General features: G+C 33.1%; 21 protein-coding genes. All 21 read right to left on the reverse strand.

Annotated elements, in window-relative coordinates; genetic code table 11:
• Positions 1-19 precede the first annotated feature (19 nt).
• On the reverse strand, positions 20-763 hold the full coding sequence (gene rpsB / locus CLOLE_RS12210; protein ID WP_013657426.1) for a 30S ribosomal protein S2: 744 nt from the start codon (positions 761-763) through the stop codon (positions 20-22).
• A 147-nt stretch (positions 764-910) separates the two neighbouring features.
• Positions 911-1,414: an aminodeoxychorismate lyase gene (locus tag CLOLE_RS12215; RefSeq protein ID WP_013657427.1), complete on the reverse strand. Its 504-nt coding sequence runs from the start codon at positions 1,412-1,414 to the stop codon at positions 911-913.
• A 4-nt stretch (positions 1,415-1,418) separates the two neighbouring features.
• A complete protein-coding gene (locus CLOLE_RS12220) occupies positions 1,419-1,859 on the reverse strand; it encodes a DUF6115 domain-containing protein (protein ID WP_013657428.1) in 441 nt (146 codons plus the stop codon).
• A gap of 11 nt (positions 1,860-1,870) precedes the next feature.
• Positions 1,871-2,176, reverse strand: a complete 306-nt coding sequence (locus CLOLE_RS12225; RefSeq protein ID WP_013657429.1) for a hypothetical protein — start codon at positions 2,174-2,176, stop codon at positions 1,871-1,873.
• A gap of 25 nt (positions 2,177-2,201) precedes the next feature.
• Positions 2,202-2,951 carry a FliA/WhiG family RNA polymerase sigma factor gene (locus CLOLE_RS12230; RefSeq protein WP_013657430.1) on the reverse strand — a complete coding sequence of 250 codons (750 nt, stop codon included), beginning with the start codon at positions 2,949-2,951 and terminating at the stop codon, positions 2,202-2,204.
• A 22-nt stretch (positions 2,952-2,973) separates the two neighbouring features.
• The gene (locus CLOLE_RS12235) at positions 2,974-3,468 is read right to left on the reverse strand and encodes a chemotaxis protein CheD (protein WP_013657431.1); all 495 of its coding nucleotides are present in this window, start codon (positions 3,466-3,468) and stop codon (positions 2,974-2,976) included.
• On the reverse strand, positions 3,465-4,088 hold the full coding sequence (locus CLOLE_RS12240) for a chemotaxis protein CheC (protein ID WP_013657432.1): 624 nt from the start codon (positions 4,086-4,088) through the stop codon (positions 3,465-3,467). The genes CLOLE_RS12235 and CLOLE_RS12240 overlap by 4 nt, the downstream gene beginning before the upstream one ends.
• A gap of 10 nt (positions 4,089-4,098) precedes the next feature.
• On the reverse strand, positions 4,099-4,560 hold the full coding sequence (locus tag CLOLE_RS12245) for a chemotaxis protein CheW (RefSeq protein ID WP_013657433.1): 462 nt from the start codon (positions 4,558-4,560) through the stop codon (positions 4,099-4,101).
• A gap of 12 nt (positions 4,561-4,572) precedes the next feature.
• Positions 4,573-6,606 (reverse strand): chemotaxis protein CheA, encoded by a 2,034-nt coding sequence (locus CLOLE_RS12250; protein WP_013657434.1) that lies wholly within the window; start codon positions 6,604-6,606, stop codon positions 4,573-4,575.
• Positions 6,596-7,231, reverse strand: coding sequence for a CheB methylesterase domain-containing protein (locus CLOLE_RS12255; RefSeq protein WP_013657435.1), 636 nt, complete (start codon positions 7,229-7,231; stop codon positions 6,596-6,598). Before CLOLE_RS12255 ends, CLOLE_RS12250 begins: the two co-directional genes overlap by 11 nt.
• A gap of 89 nt (positions 7,232-7,320) precedes the next feature.
• Positions 7,321-8,196, reverse strand: coding sequence for a MinD/ParA family protein (locus tag CLOLE_RS12260; RefSeq protein WP_013657436.1), 876 nt, complete (start codon positions 8,194-8,196; stop codon positions 7,321-7,323).
• The gene (gene flhF / locus CLOLE_RS12265; RefSeq protein ID WP_013657437.1) at positions 8,189-9,334 is read right to left on the reverse strand and encodes a flagellar biosynthesis protein FlhF; all 1,146 of its coding nucleotides are present in this window, start codon (positions 9,332-9,334) and stop codon (positions 8,189-8,191) included. The genes CLOLE_RS12260 and flhF overlap by 8 nt, the downstream gene beginning before the upstream one ends.
• Positions 9,331-11,370: a flagellar biosynthesis protein FlhA gene (flhA, locus tag CLOLE_RS12270; RefSeq protein WP_013657438.1), complete on the reverse strand. Its 2,040-nt coding sequence runs from the start codon at positions 11,368-11,370 to the stop codon at positions 9,331-9,333. The genes flhF and flhA overlap by 4 nt, the downstream gene beginning before the upstream one ends.
• A 2-nt stretch (positions 11,371-11,372) precedes the next feature.
• The gene (gene flhB, locus CLOLE_RS12275) at positions 11,373-12,491 is read right to left on the reverse strand and encodes a flagellar biosynthesis protein FlhB (RefSeq protein WP_013657439.1); all 1,119 of its coding nucleotides are present in this window, start codon (positions 12,489-12,491) and stop codon (positions 11,373-11,375) included.
• Positions 12,488-13,273, reverse strand: coding sequence for a flagellar biosynthetic protein FliR (locus CLOLE_RS12280; protein WP_013657440.1), 786 nt, complete (start codon positions 13,271-13,273; stop codon positions 12,488-12,490). The genes flhB and CLOLE_RS12280 overlap by 4 nt, the downstream gene beginning before the upstream one ends.
• 11 nt (positions 13,274-13,284) lie before the next feature.
• Positions 13,285-13,548 (reverse strand): flagellar biosynthesis protein FliQ, encoded by a 264-nt coding sequence (gene fliQ / locus CLOLE_RS12285; protein ID WP_013657441.1) that lies wholly within the window; start codon positions 13,546-13,548, stop codon positions 13,285-13,287.
• Positions 13,549-13,559: 11 nt separating this feature from the next.
• The gene (gene fliP, locus CLOLE_RS12290) at positions 13,560-14,345 is read right to left on the reverse strand and encodes a flagellar type III secretion system pore protein FliP (protein ID WP_013657442.1); all 786 of its coding nucleotides are present in this window, start codon (positions 14,343-14,345) and stop codon (positions 13,560-13,562) included.
• Positions 14,332-14,670: a flagellar biosynthetic protein FliO gene (locus tag CLOLE_RS12295; protein ID WP_162145080.1), complete on the reverse strand. Its 339-nt coding sequence runs from the start codon at positions 14,668-14,670 to the stop codon at positions 14,332-14,334. Before CLOLE_RS12295 ends, fliP begins: the two co-directional genes overlap by 14 nt.
• Positions 14,671-14,768: 98 nt before the next feature.
• Positions 14,769-15,131 carry a response regulator gene (locus tag CLOLE_RS12300; RefSeq protein ID WP_013657444.1) on the reverse strand — a complete coding sequence of 121 codons (363 nt, stop codon included), beginning with the start codon at positions 15,129-15,131 and terminating at the stop codon, positions 14,769-14,771.
• Between the two features lie 14 nt (positions 15,132-15,145).
• Positions 15,146-16,357: a flagellar motor switch phosphatase FliY gene (gene fliY / locus CLOLE_RS12305; protein ID WP_013657445.1), complete on the reverse strand. Its 1,212-nt coding sequence runs from the start codon at positions 16,355-16,357 to the stop codon at positions 15,146-15,148.
• Positions 16,357-17,343: a flagellar motor switch protein FliM gene (gene fliM, locus CLOLE_RS12310; RefSeq protein ID WP_013657446.1), complete on the reverse strand. Its 987-nt coding sequence runs from the start codon at positions 17,341-17,343 to the stop codon at positions 16,357-16,359. Before fliM ends, fliY begins: the two co-directional genes overlap by 1 nt.
• Between the last annotated feature and the right edge of the window lie 6 nt (positions 17,344-17,349).

The raw sequence follows: 17,349 nt of genomic DNA on the forward strand, positions 1-17,349 counted from the left end.
TTCCCTCCAAATTATATAATTATTCAGCGATTACTTCTTCAGTAGCTTCTACTACTGCTTCTGTAGATGCTTCAAAAATTTCACCTTGGTTTGCTTCAATAATAGCATCAGCCATTTTAGCAACGATTAATTTTACGGCACGAATAGCATCATCATTACCTGGAATTACGTAGTCTACTTCTTCTGGATCACAGTTTGTATCTACGATAGCTACTACTGGAATCCCTAAAATATGAGCTTCTTGAATAGCAATTCTTTCTTTGCGTGGATCAACTACGAACATAAGGCTTGGAAGTTCTTTCATTTCTTTGATACCACCAAGATTTTTTTCAAGTTTATCCATTTCTTTACGAAGTTCAATTACTTCTTTTTTAGGAAGTACTTCGAATGTACCGTCTTGTTCCATTGTCTCTAATTGTTTAAGTCTAGCAACACGGCTTTTAATTGTAGAGAAGTTTGTAAGCATACCACCTAACCATCTATTGTTTACGTAGTACATACCACTTCTTTCAGCTTCAGATTTAATTGATTCTTGAGCTTGTTTTTTAGTTCCTACGAATAATACCTTACCGCCTTCAGCTGCAGCTTCACGAATAACATTGTATGCTTCGTCAACTTTTTTAGCTGTTTTTTGTAAGTCGATAATGTAGATACCATTTCTTTCTGTGAAGATGTATTCTTTCATTTTTGGATTCCATCTTCTTGTTTGGTGACCAAAATGTACACCTGCTTCTAATAATTGTTTCATTGAAATTACACTCATTGTAATACCTCCTGGTTTTTTCCTCCGTACATATTAAATACTTGTGGACTATATTAGCACCCCACAAGTACATCTATATACGTGCGTTTTTCTGAATGATTATATCATACTTGTACAACAAGTTCAATCGTTTTATAAACATTTTATTTAGTTATTTAGAAGTATTGATAAAATTTCCTCATAAGTTACTATTTTAGGGAAAGTTATCTTCCCATGCTTTAACTTTGTCGTCTTTTTATTTTGTTTAAGAAAATCAATGAAAGCTTTTGAATCATCTATAATTCCCGCATCTTCTAAAATACCTGCAATTTGTGTTGCATTAGACATAGACGGAATATATATTTCTATTTCTTCGGGTATTTCTTCAGGTATTTGTGCATTCACTTCTAATCTATCTTTTTCCGACGAATCTTGATTTGATACTTGAATTTCATCTTCATATTTTTCTGTTTTATATTCTTCTACTTTTTCATTGTCTGGTTTTATTTCCTCATCTTGATTATTTGTTTCTATTGGCTCTAACTCCTCTGTACTACTCACACTTATTTTGTATTCTTGAACATTTAAGGTGCAAATAGTTCCCACAATGCCAGATAAAATGATGCCACAACCAAATCCTAATAACCAATATGTTATTTTTATTTGTTTCATATGTTTATCTCATATTATAAAGTGAAAGAATAAGTTTCACTTCTCCTACACCTTTCTTCAGATTTTTGGCAATCATTTCTATACTTTCACCATTCTCATAGTGTTTAACAATCTCATCATAAAGTTTTTCATTTGTCATCTGCCGTTTCTGGTGTTCTTTAGTAGATTGTTGCAGGTGGTCTGCCTCTAAATCTGTTTGTTTTCTTAAAATATTAACTAATAAGTCACGAAATCCTTGATTCTTCTTCTCTTCTTCTTCTAGAAAATAGCTAAATAATTCTTCCAAATCATTAGTTTGTTGTCCTTGTTCTTTATTCAAAGTAACATAGTGATTATCTGATTCTTGATGATTGGCTAAACGAATCACACTAATAATAATAAAAACGACCCCCACAACAATCCACAACAAACATATAATAGGCATTGTATCTATTGTTATACTCATTTTTTCTCCTTTTAAATTCTGGCATCAAAATGTGTTGTTTGCTCTTTTATCGCTTCTTTATTTTCCTTCTTTTTACTCTTATTACTTCTTTTTTCCTCTTCATTATGCTGTCCTTTTTTCTTTTTATTGAGTTCATTATCTATTTTTTCATCATGCTGAACTTCCTTAACAACTTCTCTTTTCTCCTTAGTTTCTTTCTGCAGAAGATGTGCAAACTGCATCTGTTGCATTTCTTCTCCTTGCCTATGAGCTTGTTGCCTGTTTGAAATTTCTTGAGATTGCTGATAAATAGTTTGTGTATCTATAGGACGCAGCATAGTTTCACTCCTTATATCTGCTATTTTATAAAGGTACTACAAAATGGTGTTTTTGCATATACGCTCGTAATCTAGAAACTGCTTTCGTATGTAATTGAGACACTCTAGACTCTGATACTTCTAGTACATGGCTAATTTCCTTTAATGTTAACTCTTCATAATAGTACAAGAATATAACCTTTTTTTCTCTTTCTGGTAAGCTATCAATAAACTCAGCCAACATTTCTTTTACTTCAGTATCCTCAATGTAATTCTCTGGAATAGGTGCACTAGGATCCTTAACAGATTCAAATTGATACATATATTCATCTATAGATATTAAGCTAGAAATATTCACCTCTTTTAAAAGTTCATTATATTCCTCGATGCTAATTTCTAAAAAGTCAGCCACCTCTTCATCCAATGGTTGCCTTCCTAATCTTCCTTCTAGCTCAATATACGCTTTATCAATATCTTTTTGTTTTTTCCTAAGTGTCCTTGGTACCCAGTCTAATTTCCTTATAGCATCTAATATAGCTCCTCTAATTCTTAGAGAAGCATATGTTTCAAATTTAACATTTTTCCCTGGATCAAACTTATCCACAGCATCAATCAGGCCTAGTACACCATAACCAACAAGATCATCGCTATCTACATATTGATTAAGATATATGCCTAATCTTCCAGCAACTAACTTAACAAGATAGACATAATGTTCTATCAAACTACTTTTAAGTGCTGTATCTCTTGTACCTACATATTCTGCCCAGACAGCATTCATATCCTTTTTTTCCATGCAAGAACCCCCATTATTACTCCTATATTTCTTTGATGCCATGACCAATTGTCTTAACACGAAAGATTCCTGTACTTGTATAAAGTTCTACTGTTCTTCCATAATTGCTCCCTGTATCTTGGCTTAAAATTGGAATATTATTGCTTTCTAATATTTGTATGACGGCATTGACATTACGTGTGCCAATACGCATCATATCATCCATATTTTTAAACTCAAACATATGAGCTCCTCCAGCAATCTTAGCAACTAACCTACTTTTTCTTGCCCCTTGCTCTACTAATTTATTAATAAGTGCCTCAATAGCTGTATCTGCAAATTTCGCTATATTACTATTATTTTTAATCTGCGTACTATCTGGAAGCATAATATGTGCTAAGCCGCCAATTTTTATAGTTGCATCATATAATGCAATTCCTACACATGAACCTAGTCCTAATGTTGTTAATATATCCGGATCTTTACCTGTATTCAAATCCGCCATACCTACTTTTATAATATTGGCTTCGCTACTCATATGTACACACCTAATGCATCTATGACTTTATTGTAAGCTTCATTATCAATGATAAGTATATATGTACCACTTAATATACCATTAACATCTCTAAAGGCAGTTTCAATAAATAACATGGTATTATCATTTCTAACAAATTCAATAGCAGGGTAACTTAATATAGCCCCTGCCATATCAATAGACATTTGAGGTATAGATACATCTAACTCTAATCCTGTAAATGTATTAAGGGCACTAAGATAAGAACCTGCTAAAATATTACCAGTTTCACATAATACCGAATGTCCTAATTCGTCTAATTCATTTAAATCCTGCATTTTTTTATCTAGCATCATATTTACTATTTTAGTAGCACTTTCAGGCTCTAATGCTAAAAGTAACATGGCATTAATGTCTCCATATACATTAATAATCATCCCAGCAATGACCTCTTCTGCATCACCTAAGACATCTGCTAGCTCCTGAATATTTTCTATTCTTACTCTAGCGACATTCATATCTAATGTACAACCAATAAGCTGTCCTAAAGATGTCATAGCATTGCCTGAAGCAATATTTCCCGCTTCACGTAGCATATCCATCTCTTCGCTTGTAATATCTTGATAATTGCGAGTCCCCAAGGTAATCCTCCTATCTTAATTCCTCATTTTCAAAGGCTTCCTCTATTATATTAGATAAGTTGAGTAAAGTTACAATATTTTCCTCAACCTTTCCAACGCCTAGTATATGACTTGTTTTCATTTTACCTTGTATATTTTGTACCGCTTCAATTTGATCATTTGCTATTTCAATGACTTCTTTCACTTCATCAACTATAATGCCTACCATTGCATCTTCCAATTTTACAATAACAATTCTTGTCTTATCTGTATAATCTAAATGTTCTAACTCAAACTGCTCTCTTAAACTGATAACAGGAATAATCTCTCCTCTTAAATTCATAACGCCTTTTACACAAGCAGGAACTTTAGGCACACGCATAATAGATTTCATCTTTTCAATAATTTGCACGTTCTGAATATCAATTCCAAATAATTGCATGTCTAACTTAAATACAATAAATTGTTGTATTGTCTCACTAATATGCTCCATTTTCTTTTCCTCCTATATAAGCGAATTAACATCTAAAATAAGTGCAACTTCACCATTTCCTAGTATAGTAGCTCCTGCAATAATATCTATTCCACTTAAATATTTACCTAATGATTTAATAACAATTTCCTGTTGACCAATTAATGAATCAATAATAAAGCCAACTTGTTTCTCACCCTTCTTCACAATGACACCCATCATTAAGTCTTTATCTACTTCTTCTGGTAACCCTAACACGCTACGTAAGCGTATGATTGGAATGATTTCATCTCTTACAACAATCACTTCTTGCTTTTGGACAAGCTTAATATCTTCTTTTCTTACATCTTCTATATTTTGAATATTACTTAATGGAATAGCATACTTTTCATCACCAATACTAATCATTAGTGCTTGAATAATAGCCAGTGTTAGCGGTAATCTAACAATAAATTTGCTTCCTTTCCCAAGTTCTGTTTGTACCTCTACGTGTCCACCAAGTGAAGTAATCTTACTTTTAACTACGTCTAGGCCTACTCCTCTTCCTGATAAATCAGAGATTTTTTCAGCCATGCTAAAGCTTGGTCTAAAAAGGAGTTCTATTGCTTCATGTTCAGTCATCGTAGCTGCTTCTTCTTTGGTAACACTACCTTTTTCGATGGCTTTATTTTTAATCTTGTTAATATTAATACCCTTACCATCATCTTCTACTTCTATTACTACACTATTGCCATCTTGGTAGGCTTGCAACTTAATGGTTCCTTTTCTAGGTTTTCCTATACTCATACGTTCTTCTGTTGTTTCCAAACCATGGTCGGCTGCATTTCGAAGTAAGTGAATAAGTGGATCACCGATTTCATCAATTACAGTTCTATCAAGTTCTGTTTCTTCACCTGACATAACAAGTTCTATTTCTTTTCCAAGCTTTCTAGAAACATCACGAATCATACGTGGGAAGCGATTAAACACTGTTTCTACTGGAACCATTCTTACTTTCATAACTGCATCATGCAAACTAGTTGTAATACGTTCTAGGTACTCAACTGAATCATTATAATTATTTCCCGTTTCATTTTCTTTTACATTTAATCCCTCTAACTGAGTTTTAACTATAATAAGCTCACTTACTAAATTCATCAATGTATCTAAGCGGTCAATATTAACTCTTACTGTTTTACTTGATACTTGTTGTTTTGCATTCTGTGCTGAATTATTCTCTTGGGTTTGTGAGGTAGAAGTATGCTCTTCAGATTGTTCTTGTTGTACGTTAGATTGAAAATTCTCTTCTGGAGCAAATGCATTAACAACTACTTTTTCTACTTCTGAAACACCTAAAATAGTTTCTTCTATTTTTTGCTTAGTTTCTTTTGTAACAAATACAACAGAAAATTGACTTTCAAATTTTTCGTCTTCTATATCTTGCGTACTTGGTACACAATGTATAATCTCTCCTAGTCGCTCAAGATCTGTAAAAATAACAAATGCTCTTGCTGACTTTAAAACACAATTTGCAGATAATTCTATCTCTACTTGAAAAACATTCATTCCCATGCTTAATGCATTATTCTTTACTAGTTGTTGTGATTCAGGTAAGTCCATTAATGTTTGATCGCTAGGATTCTCTGCCTTTTCTTTAACTTCTTCGCTAGCCTGTGTATGTACAGTAGCAGTTGGTGATTTATCTTCATTTTCTATAATTCTTCCTAGGGCTTTTACTAGTTCGGCATAATCTTCATTGCCTTCATTTGAAGTATTAGTTATCTCTTCTACATAATTTTCTAACGCATCTAAACTTTGAAAAAGAGTATCTACTATACTAGAATTAACAGCAAGCTTACCCGCTCTAATTTCGGATAATACATTTTCTACTGTATGGGTCAATTTTTGCATCTTTACAAACCCCATAGTTCCTGCCATACCTTTAAGTGTATGTGCAACTCTAAAAATAGCATTTAAAGTTTCTATATCATCAGGATTGTTTTCTAGATTAAGTAGATTTTCATTTAGAGTTTGTAAATTATCTTTTGATTCTTCAATAAATATTTGTAAGTATTGACTAACGTCCATGATTATCCCCCACTATTCTTTTTATTATTTGTGTAATATTCTCTGCAGATGCAATATAATCTGCCAAACCAGCATTTGCTATAGCTTTAGGCATACCATAAACCGTAGATGAAGCCTGATCTTGAGCAATCACTTCACACGGATATGTTCGTTTTAAATCACTTACGCCTTCCAACCCATCTGAACCCATTCCTGTCATAATGACAGCAATCATTTTTTTACTGCAACTTTTTAACTCTGCTAAAGAACTCATCATAATGTTTACAGAAGGCTTATGCCCTTTATAAGGAAGGTCATCTGTAATATTAATTTGCGGTCTTAATCCATTAATAATTTTAAGTTGCTTTCCTCCAGGTGCTATATAGACCGTACCTCTTTTTAAGACTTCCTCATGTTCGGCTTCTTTTACTTCTAATGCACTTAAACTATTTAATCTAGCCGCTAGATTTTTAGTAAATCCTTGTGGCATATGTTGTACAATTAAATAGGTTGCAGATAAATTCTGTTCTAGAGTAGGTATAATTTGACTTAATAGTTTGGGTCCACCTGTTGATATTCCCATAGCAATAATATACTCATATTGTTGCTCTTCTATGGTTGCAGCATTTCTACTTATCTGACTCATTTATCTAATCTCCTATAATCTCAAGTATACTTATACTATATCTACTTTAGTTGTTTATTTTTATGTATTCTCTTTTAATATGAGTATTTTTAATGACTAAATATTTTTTTAAATCGACTTACCCAATTTTCCTTTTTAATCGTTTGCTTAGATTTATCTCCTAAAATAATTCTTCCTATTTGATAATATGCCATACTAGACTTAGCTTGACGATTATATTCAAATACTGGGACCTGTTCTTTAACAGACTTAAATAATTGTTCATCATATGGAACAAATCCTCCGTATTGGATAGGCCGTTTTAAAAAGTGCTCTGTTACATAATAAAGTTTATGAAATACTTCATGCGCTTCTTCTTGAGACATAGCTTTATTGACAATAACTTTAATAGTAGTATCTAAATCAAATTGGCCAATTAATGTTTTTATTAATGCATAACCATCTGTTATAGAAGTCGGTTCTGGCGTTACAATAATATAAACCTCATGAGCTAATTTGCAAAACTTAACGACAATATCATTAATGCCTGCTCCAGTATCTATAATGAGCATATTTGTTAAGCTACTTAGTTCAGCTAATTGTGAACTGATTTTATCAATTTGATAAGTAGGTAAAAAATTCATATCTTTTATACCTGAGCCACCGGAAATAAAAGGAAGTCCATATTTACTCGTTGTTACTAAATCATAAATATGACATTGTCCTTTAATAAGATGTGACAAATTAAACTTTGGCCTCTCACCTAAAATAATTTCCACATTAGCTAGCCCAAAATCTGCATCTAAGATAATTGGATTTTGCCCCAGTACTTGCATAGCCAGTCCGAGATTGACACTAAAATTACTTTTTCCAACGCCACCCTTGCCACTTGCAACTGTTATAATCCTCATATCCTCTTGCTGTGCAAACTTATTTACTTCATTTATTCCTACCATTTGTCTAAGTGCTTCAGCTTGATCATTCATTACTTATTCTCCCTAACAAATCTGTTATATACTCGTCTTTATTAAATATTTTTATATCAGCCGGTACATTTTGACCGTTCGTTAAATACATGATTGGCTTGTTAGCATAATAACCAATATTAACAACGTTACCTATTTCGTCTGTTTCATCAAGCTTTGTAATGATTAAATCAAATTCTGATTCTGCCTTCTCATAAGTATTTACAATGGTTACTACATCTTTTGCTGCTGTACTCGCATTTAATACTAAAAACACTTGTTTTTTATCTACATTTTTCATCAAGGCTTTAAGCTCTTTTACTTGTTCCTCATTCTTATGTGAACGCCCAGCTGTATCTATGAGTATATAATCCATATGCTTCCACTTTTCTATGTACTGTGGCAACTCTGCTTCATTATAAATAACTTCTATTTCTACGCCTAAAATATCTGCATAAGTTTTTAGCTGTTCAACAGCAGCAATTCTATACGTATCTGCTGTAAACAAAACTACTTTCTTATGTTCTTCTAATACATATTTTGCTGTTAGCTTAGCTAATGTAGTTGTTTTTCCTACACCTGTGGATCCAATGAAGAAAATAATCTGTGCCAGATCCTTTTCTTCTTTTTCACGTAGTGATTTCTCTAGTTCTGAATAAATCTTACGAATCATTTCTTCTGGCGATTCATCACTCATTCCTTCTAAGTATTGAGTACAAATCTCTTCTTTTAATCCTAATTGGACTAATTTTGCTTTCAAATAATTCAGCCATTTATTGTCAGCTTCTAATGTATCATTATCAGAGTCCTTCTTATCTTCTAACTGTACTTGTTTTATGGTACCAATCTCTCTTTGCAACTGATTTAATTGGTCTTTTAGGCCCAATAATACTTCATAAGATTCCTCTTTTAATTTCTCATTTGATTCTGCTACTAAATTACCTCTTGGTATTTCTTCTATTGCCTTTTTATCTTGTTCTAATTCATCTTCATCTTTTACTGCAATAGTAATAATTGTTTTTGGCGTTTTAAACCACTTTGTGAGTCCGCTCTGTTCTTCTTGCTGTGTACTCAGTATAACGGCCTGGTTACCATATTCTTTTTCTATTTCTTTTAGTATTTTTTCTTCTGACTTTCCTTTTAATTTAAGTATTCTCATGCAATGCTCACCATCCCTATTGACTGAATCTCTACATCTTGTTCAATTTCATTGTATGAAATAACAATTAAATCTGGCATATACTGTTCAGTCAAATGCTTAAAATAAATTCTCACAATAGGTGAAGTCAAAATAATAGGTTGTAATCCTACAGAAGTTAATTTATTCACTTCTCTTTTCAATTGATTCATTAGATTTTGAACTACTTTAGGATCTAATGCAACATATGCACCTTGCTCTGTGTGTTGTACACTAGACATAATCTGCTGCTCAACAGTTGGATCGAGTGTAATCACTTGGTTTGTTGGCAGTGTAAATAATTTCCTTGAAATAGCTCTTGCTAGTCCTTGTCTTACATATTCAGTTAATACATCTGTATCGCGTACACTTGTTGCATAATCTGCTAATACTTCACATATTGTTACTAAATCTCTAATAGAAATGCCCTCTTTTAATAAGTTGCCTAGTACCTTTTGAATATCCCCAACGCTAAGTAGTTTTGGTGTTAATTCACTAATTAAGGTTGGATGTGTCTCTGCCACATTATTAATAAGTGTTTGTACATCTTGCCTACTAAGTAGCTCATGTAAATGACGCTTAATAACCTCTGTTAAATGTGTTGCAATAATGGATGGACAATCTACTACTGTATATCCTTTGACCTCTGCTTTTTCTCTTTGCATCTCAGTAATCCATAATGCTGGAAGTCCAAAGGCTGGTTCTGTTGTGGCAATACCATCAATTTCCTCTTCAACATAGCCTGGATTCATTGCCATATAGTGATCAAACAAAATCTCTCCTTTTGCCACTTCTACACCTTTAATTTTGATACTATAGGCATTCGGAGCTAATTGAATATTATCTCTTAAACGTACGATAGGAACAATGCTCCCTAATTCTAACGCTATCTGTCTTCTAATCATAACAACGCGGTCTAAAAGATCTCCCCCTTGATGAACATCTGCAAGAGGAATAATACCATATCCAAACTCAAGCTCTATTGGATCCACGTGTAATAAAGAAATGACATTTTCTGGTTTTCTAATCTCTTCTGCTGCTTCATCTTCTGTATCTATTTCTGACTCCACTTCAGCAATTTTTTGCTGTTTATTTAACCTTGATGCAATAAAGAACCAAACTGCTGCAATAGGTAATGTTACGACTATTCCCATAGGAGTAAATAATCCTAAAATAGTAATAGTAATACCTACAATCATTAATACCAGTGGAGAAGAAAGTAATTGCTTCGTTAATGTAGTGCTCATCTCTTGTTCTGTAGATGTCTTAGTTACTAAAATACCTGTAGCTGTAGAAATGAGTAAAGAAGGAATGGCACTTACTAAACCATCACCTATGGTTACTATTGTAAATTTTTGGAGAGCATCTGAGAATTCTAATCCTCCCATTGCAACACCAATAATCATGCCACCAATAACATTAACAAATGTAATAAAAATTCCTACTACTGCATCATTTTTAACAAATTTTGCTGCACCATCCATAGAACCAAAGAAAGCCGCCTCATCCTGAATTTTTTTTCTTCGTTTCTTTGCTTCTGCTTCATCAATAAAGCCTGTATTTAAATCAGCATCTATTGCCATTTGCTTACCAGGCATAGCGTCTAAGGTGAATCTTGCTGTTACTTCTGCTACACGCTCAGATCCTTTAGTAATAACCTGCATATTAACAATGGTAATAATAATAAACATAATACATCCAATAACAATATCTCCACCTGCAACGAACTCTCCAAAGGCTTGAACAACTTCTCCAGCATAGCCATCCCTTAAAATCATTCTCGTGCTTGATAGGTTAAGGCCTAATCGAAATAATGTTGTCAGTAATAATAATGTTGGAAATAACGATATGTCCAGTGGCTCTTTTGAAAAAAGTGCACTCATTAATATAATTGTTGATATAGATATATTAATAATTAATAAAACATCTAGGATAGTAGGTGGTAATGGAATGATAATTAGGAAAATGAGCCCTACCACAAAAAGCCCTAATACTATATCACCTGTTTTAAACTTCACAATTAGCTCCCCCTATTCATCTTTTTATGTTGTAAGTTATATATAAATGCTAAAACTTCTGCTACTGCTCCATATAGCTCTGGAGGGATTTCTTTATTCAAATCTACAGTATAGTAAAGTGCTCTAGCTAAAGGTTTATTTTCAACAATTTCAATATGATGCTCCTTTGCTTTCTCTTTTATCTTTTGTGCCACATAATCAACGCCTTTGGCCACTACTACAGGAGCTGTGCCTTTTGATTCATCATACTTAATGGCTATTGCAAAGTGCGTAGGGTTAGTAATAATAACATCTGCCTCAGGAATAGCTTGCATCATACGCCGCATTGAGCCTTCCCTCATTTTCTGCTTAATTTTGGATTTAATCTGGGGGTCTCCTTCTGCATTTTTATACTCTTCTTTTATCTCTTGCTTTGTCATTTTAATACTATCTGCATGCTTATAGCGTTGATAGACATAATCTAGGACAGCTAACACCAGAAAAGCTCCTCCTACAAAAAAACCAATTTGAACAACTGTCATGGCTATCGTATTCAAAATTTGTTCGATTGTTAATTCATAGAATCGCATGAAAATAGGAATCTTAGATAAAATAATATTATACACTATAGCTCCTAGTACAATAACTTTTGCCGCTGATAAAATTAAACTAACAATCATATCTTTTGAGATGATTCTTTTAATACCGTTGATTGGATTCATTTTACTAAACTTAACTTTCATAGGTTCAAAGCTTACTTTATATCCTACTTGTATATAACTCACTATAAATCCAATAATAAATAGGCAAATCCATAATGGCAAACAAATCCATAAAATATCAAATATGGCACTTCTAAAAACGACAAGCATATAATTAGAAGTCACTTCATTAAAAACTTCACTGAGCCGATTCATGCTCGTTATGATACTTGTTTGAATACCTGAAAGCATATATCCTCCCAGTAACAAGCTTACTGCACAAAAACCCACGATTAAAACAGCTGTATTTAATTCAGCACTTTTTGCAACCTGCCCTTTTTTTCTAGCATCTTCTTTCTTTTTAGGCGTTGCTTTTTCTGTTCTTCCTTCACTTTCTGCTGAAAAGAATTGCAGATCTAAGCGATACTTTGTTTCAATCATAATGGCCTCATTCCTTGTATTAAATTCATGATAGTATTGACCATGTTATCAATAATAATCGTATTAAATCTAGGTACTAAACCAACTGTAACAATAAGTAGTGCAAATAAAACGATAACCTTTAATGGAATACCAATAACAAACATATTCATTTGAGGTACAGTTCTGGCCAAAATGCCTAGGCCAAAATCAATTAATATTAAAAGCCCCAGCACTGGCATTGCTAGTTCAAATGAAATTAATAAATAGTTCCCTACGGTATCTATTATGCCTGTTACAAGATGAGTACCAAAGACCCCTTTATTAATCGGAATTAATGTAAAGGTATCTATTAATGTTTTAATGAACCAGTGATACCCTCCACTTAGTACAAAAATAGCACACAAGCATAAATTATAAAAACGACCTAGTACAGGCGTTTGTACGCCTCCTACAGGGTCTAGAGCCATACTCATCCCTAAACCTCCTTGTGTACTCCATAAACTTCCTATAAATTGATAGATTTGAAAATAGATTTTTAGTACAAAACCAATAATCAATCCTACTAAAGTTTCTTTTAATAGGAGTATTGTATAACTTATGAGTGTAGGCTCATAATAAATTTGACCCAAATCTGTGACCATAAAAACTGTTATCGCTAAACATAAGCATAATCCTGAGGTTGCCAATTTAGGAATTCTGCTTTCCTCAATAATCGGCAAAAATAGCACAGCAGCTATAATTCTACAAAATATAATAAGTAGCACGTCTACATGTGCATATAAATAGACTAAATCTTCCATAGCATCCTTCCTTATAACAGTGTATTAAAGCTATTAAAAAGCCTAATGGTGTATACAGATAGCATGTTAATAATCCATGATCCAAATATAATAATAGCTAAAAATACTGCAATTATTTTTGGAATAAATGCTAAAGTCTGTTCTTGTATAGATGTAGCTGTTTGAAATATACTTATAATTAGCCCCACAACAAGTCCTGTTAATAAGATAGGAAGTGATACTTTAACAATCATCATTAATGCTTCTCTCATATAGTCTAAAACAATTTGTTCCATATCCTTCCTCCTTAATTAAATGTCTGTATAAGTTGTCCAATAAACAAATTCCATCCATCAACTAAAATAAAAAGTAAAACCTTAAAAGGTAATGAAATCATAGCAGGCGGCAACATCATCATTCCCATTGACATAAGCGTTGCTGCTACAACCATGTCAATGATGATAAACGGTATGTAAACTAAAAACCCTATAATAAACCCAGCTCTGAGTTCGCTAATAATAAAAGCTGGAATGATAACATGGAGAGGCATCTCTTTTACAAGGTCAGTGTCCTCTGTATAAGGTTCTAAATGGGCTAAATCCATAAATAAAGTAATATCTTCATCTCTTGTTTGTTTCAGCATAAATTCTTTTAAGGGTTGTATACCTCGTTCTATAGCCTGTTCCTGAGTAATTTGTTGCTTTTCTAAAGGATCTATTGCATTTGTTTTAATTTGCATAAAAACAGGGCTCATAACGAAAAACGTTAAAAATAGCGCTAGACCAACTAAAATTTGATTGGGTGGCATCGTTTGTGTTCCAATTGCAGATCTTACAAAGTGAAGTGCAATAATAATCCTTAAAAATGAGGTCATCATAATTAAAATAGATGGTGCCAATGAAATAATAGTAATGATAAAAATCATTTGTAAAGAAGCACTCGTATTTTCTGCTTGTGACTCTCCACCTAAGTTAACAGTAATATTAGGTACCTGTACTGTAGAAGCCTGAGTATCGGTATATAAACACCCAACATAAAATAAAATAATTGCAAAACATATTATATTTCTTAGAATGGATTTATTTATCTTCATGTTCATCTACCTGTTTACCTTTCATCAAATGACTAAGTTGCTCCCCAAAAGATTTTGTAATCACTTGTTCTAAATTCAACTGTTCTTCCTTAAGTGATGTACAATAACAGATGCTTCCTTTTTGAGTACTTCCTATTAAATGATACTCATTTCCTACTTTTACAATATACAAATATTGTCCTTGCATCAATTGAAGTACTTCTATTACTTCCATATTTTTATTGAAAGCCATCCTCTTATTAAAGGTTGCCATTTTTTTTGTAACAAAATAGGTCAGTGCTAAAATCCCTGCAAAAATCAGAATTAATAACACTAATTCGAGCATATCTTTTATCATATTATCACCATTCAATTTTATATTATTTGTATATAGTATTAGTGGTATACCTAAAATAGGCTACCACTAATACTGGCTTCTGTGTTTTAACCAACAACCTTTCTAACCGCTTCTAAAACACGGTCTGCTTGGAAAGGTTTAACAATAAAGTCTCTTGCTCCTGCTTGAATAGATTCAATAACCATAGCTTGTTGCCCCATAGCAGAGCACATAACAATCTTAGCTCCTGGATCTAAAGCTTTAATATTTTTTACTGCATCGATACCATTCATTTCTGGCATTGTGATATCCATCAGTACTAAATCTGGTGTTAATTCTTTATACTTCTCTACTGCTCTTAAACCGTTTTCTGCTTCTCCAGCTACTTCATACCCATTTTTGCTTAAGATATCCTTAATCATCATACGCATAAATGCTGCATCGTCTACAATCAATACCCTTTTAGCCATTTTATACACCTCTCCTATATTCTATCTTCTGGATTAATAATATCTGTGATTCTTATTCCAAAGTTTTCATCAATTACAACAACTTCTCCCGTTGCAACAAACTTACCGTTAACAAGTACATCAACAGGTTCTCCCACTAAACGATTAAGTTCGATGATACTTCCTGGTCCAAATTCAAGTATTTCTTTAATCTTTCTTGATGTACGACCAAGTTCAACTGAAACTTCTAATGAAACATCCATTAAGAGATCCATATTTTCTTTTGGATAAACTTTTGGACGATTATCAAATGATTGAAATTGTGGCGTCTGAACATCTACATCCGCCCTTATGTTATTAACAGATTTGTGATAGGTTTCACCATAATAATTAGGATCATTTGTCATATATGGTTGCTCCATTATTGGTGGTAGTTTAGACTCTGGCTGAACCATAGTAGGCTGAGTAGCCGTTTGTACTACTGAGGATGATACTTCCGATTTATTTTCTATCGGCTGAGGAGCTGCTACTTCTTCAGTTGCTATTTGTTCTTGATTTAAAAGTCCTGCAATGAGCTCTTTAGCAAATTGAATAGGCAATACCTGCATTAATTCACTATCAATAATATTCTCCTCGATTTGTAATCTAAAAGATATTTTTACAATGTCTCCTTTAGGGCCAAAAATATCCTCTAAGTTAGCTTCCATTTTAAGTGCTTGTGGTGGACTAATATCAATTTTTTTGTTAAATATTTGCGCCATTGATGTAGAAGACGAACCTATCATTTGATTCATAGATTCTGCAATAGCACTAAGATGTAAATCAGTTACAGGCCCCTCTGCATAGGCCCCTGTTCCACCCATCATTAAATCAGCGATAATTTTCACATCATGGTCTTTTAAAATCATTAAATTAGAGCCACGAAATCCCTCTGTATAGTCTACAGAAACAGCTGTTAAGTCGTCTGTAATTGTGTTTATAAATTGTTCCCAAGTTAGAGCTTCAACTTTTGGTGTTGTAATAAGTACTTTATGATTCAGAAGCGTAAACAAGGTCGTTGCAGCTGTACCCATACATATATTACCTATTTCACCTAATGCATCTGTTTCTTCTGGGCTTAACGTAACTGTGCCACTACTTTGCATGCTATAGTCTTCTTGTAATGCACTGTTATCACTAGTGGTATCAGCATTCATATTGCCTAACAGTGCATTTATTTCCTCCTGTGAAAGCATTTCGGCTACCATTACTCATCCTCCCTCTGTATAACATGATTAATTTTTATAGCTACTTTATTTTTATATTCACCTGGTGAACCTGTGAATTTTAATATATTTCCAACATAAATATCTAATCCAGAATCAATGTCCTTATCAAGCTTTACAATGTCTGAACGTGACAGCTCCAAGAACTCACGCACAGTAATATGTGTCTTACCTAAGATTGCTTTTATAGGTATTCTAGACTTTTCAATCATCTTTTCAATATACTCATGATAAGATGGTCCTAATTCTTGCTCTTTCTGCGCAAACCAAAACTTAGTATTTAATTTGTCCATAATGGACTCTATTACCAAATGTGGTATACATATATTCATCATACCAGCTACATTTCCTATTTTTATATTAAGTGTAACAAGGGCTATGATTTCATTAGGTGATATAATTTGTACAACTTGTGAATTAGTTTCTATTTTTTCAAGCATCGGATCAAGTTCCACGACATTTTGCCAAGGTTCAGCTAAAAGCTGAACAAACTGAATAAATATCTTTTCCAAAATAACACGTTCAATATCTGTAAATTCTCTAATCGTTTCAAGGCCACTTCCACTTCCTCCTAGTACACGATCAATAATGGTATAACCCATATTAGGGGAAAGTTCTAGAAGGATAGAACCTTTTAATGGCCTAAAATCTGTAACTGCTAAAATAACAGGGTTAATCAGTGCATTAGAGAACTCTGAATAGGTAACAGCTTCTGCATTCATAACTTCTGCTGATACCATTGTCCTGAGGTGTCCAGATAAATAGGTGGAAATAGCCCTTCCGTAGCTTTCGAAAATAATTTCTAAAGTTCGAAGTTGCTCTTTTGAGAACTTAGAGGGTCTTGCAAAATCATATGATTTAACGCCCTTTTGTTCATTAGCTTCCTGCATCTCATTGACATTGATTTCGCCAGTATTGAGTGCTTTAAAAAGCTCGTCAATTTCACTTTGTGACAGTACTTCACTCACCCTATG

The organism is Cellulosilyticum lentocellum DSM 5427, from assembly GCF_000178835.2.
GTDB lineage: Bacteria > Bacillota > Clostridia > Lachnospirales > Cellulosilyticaceae > Cellulosilyticum > Cellulosilyticum lentocellum.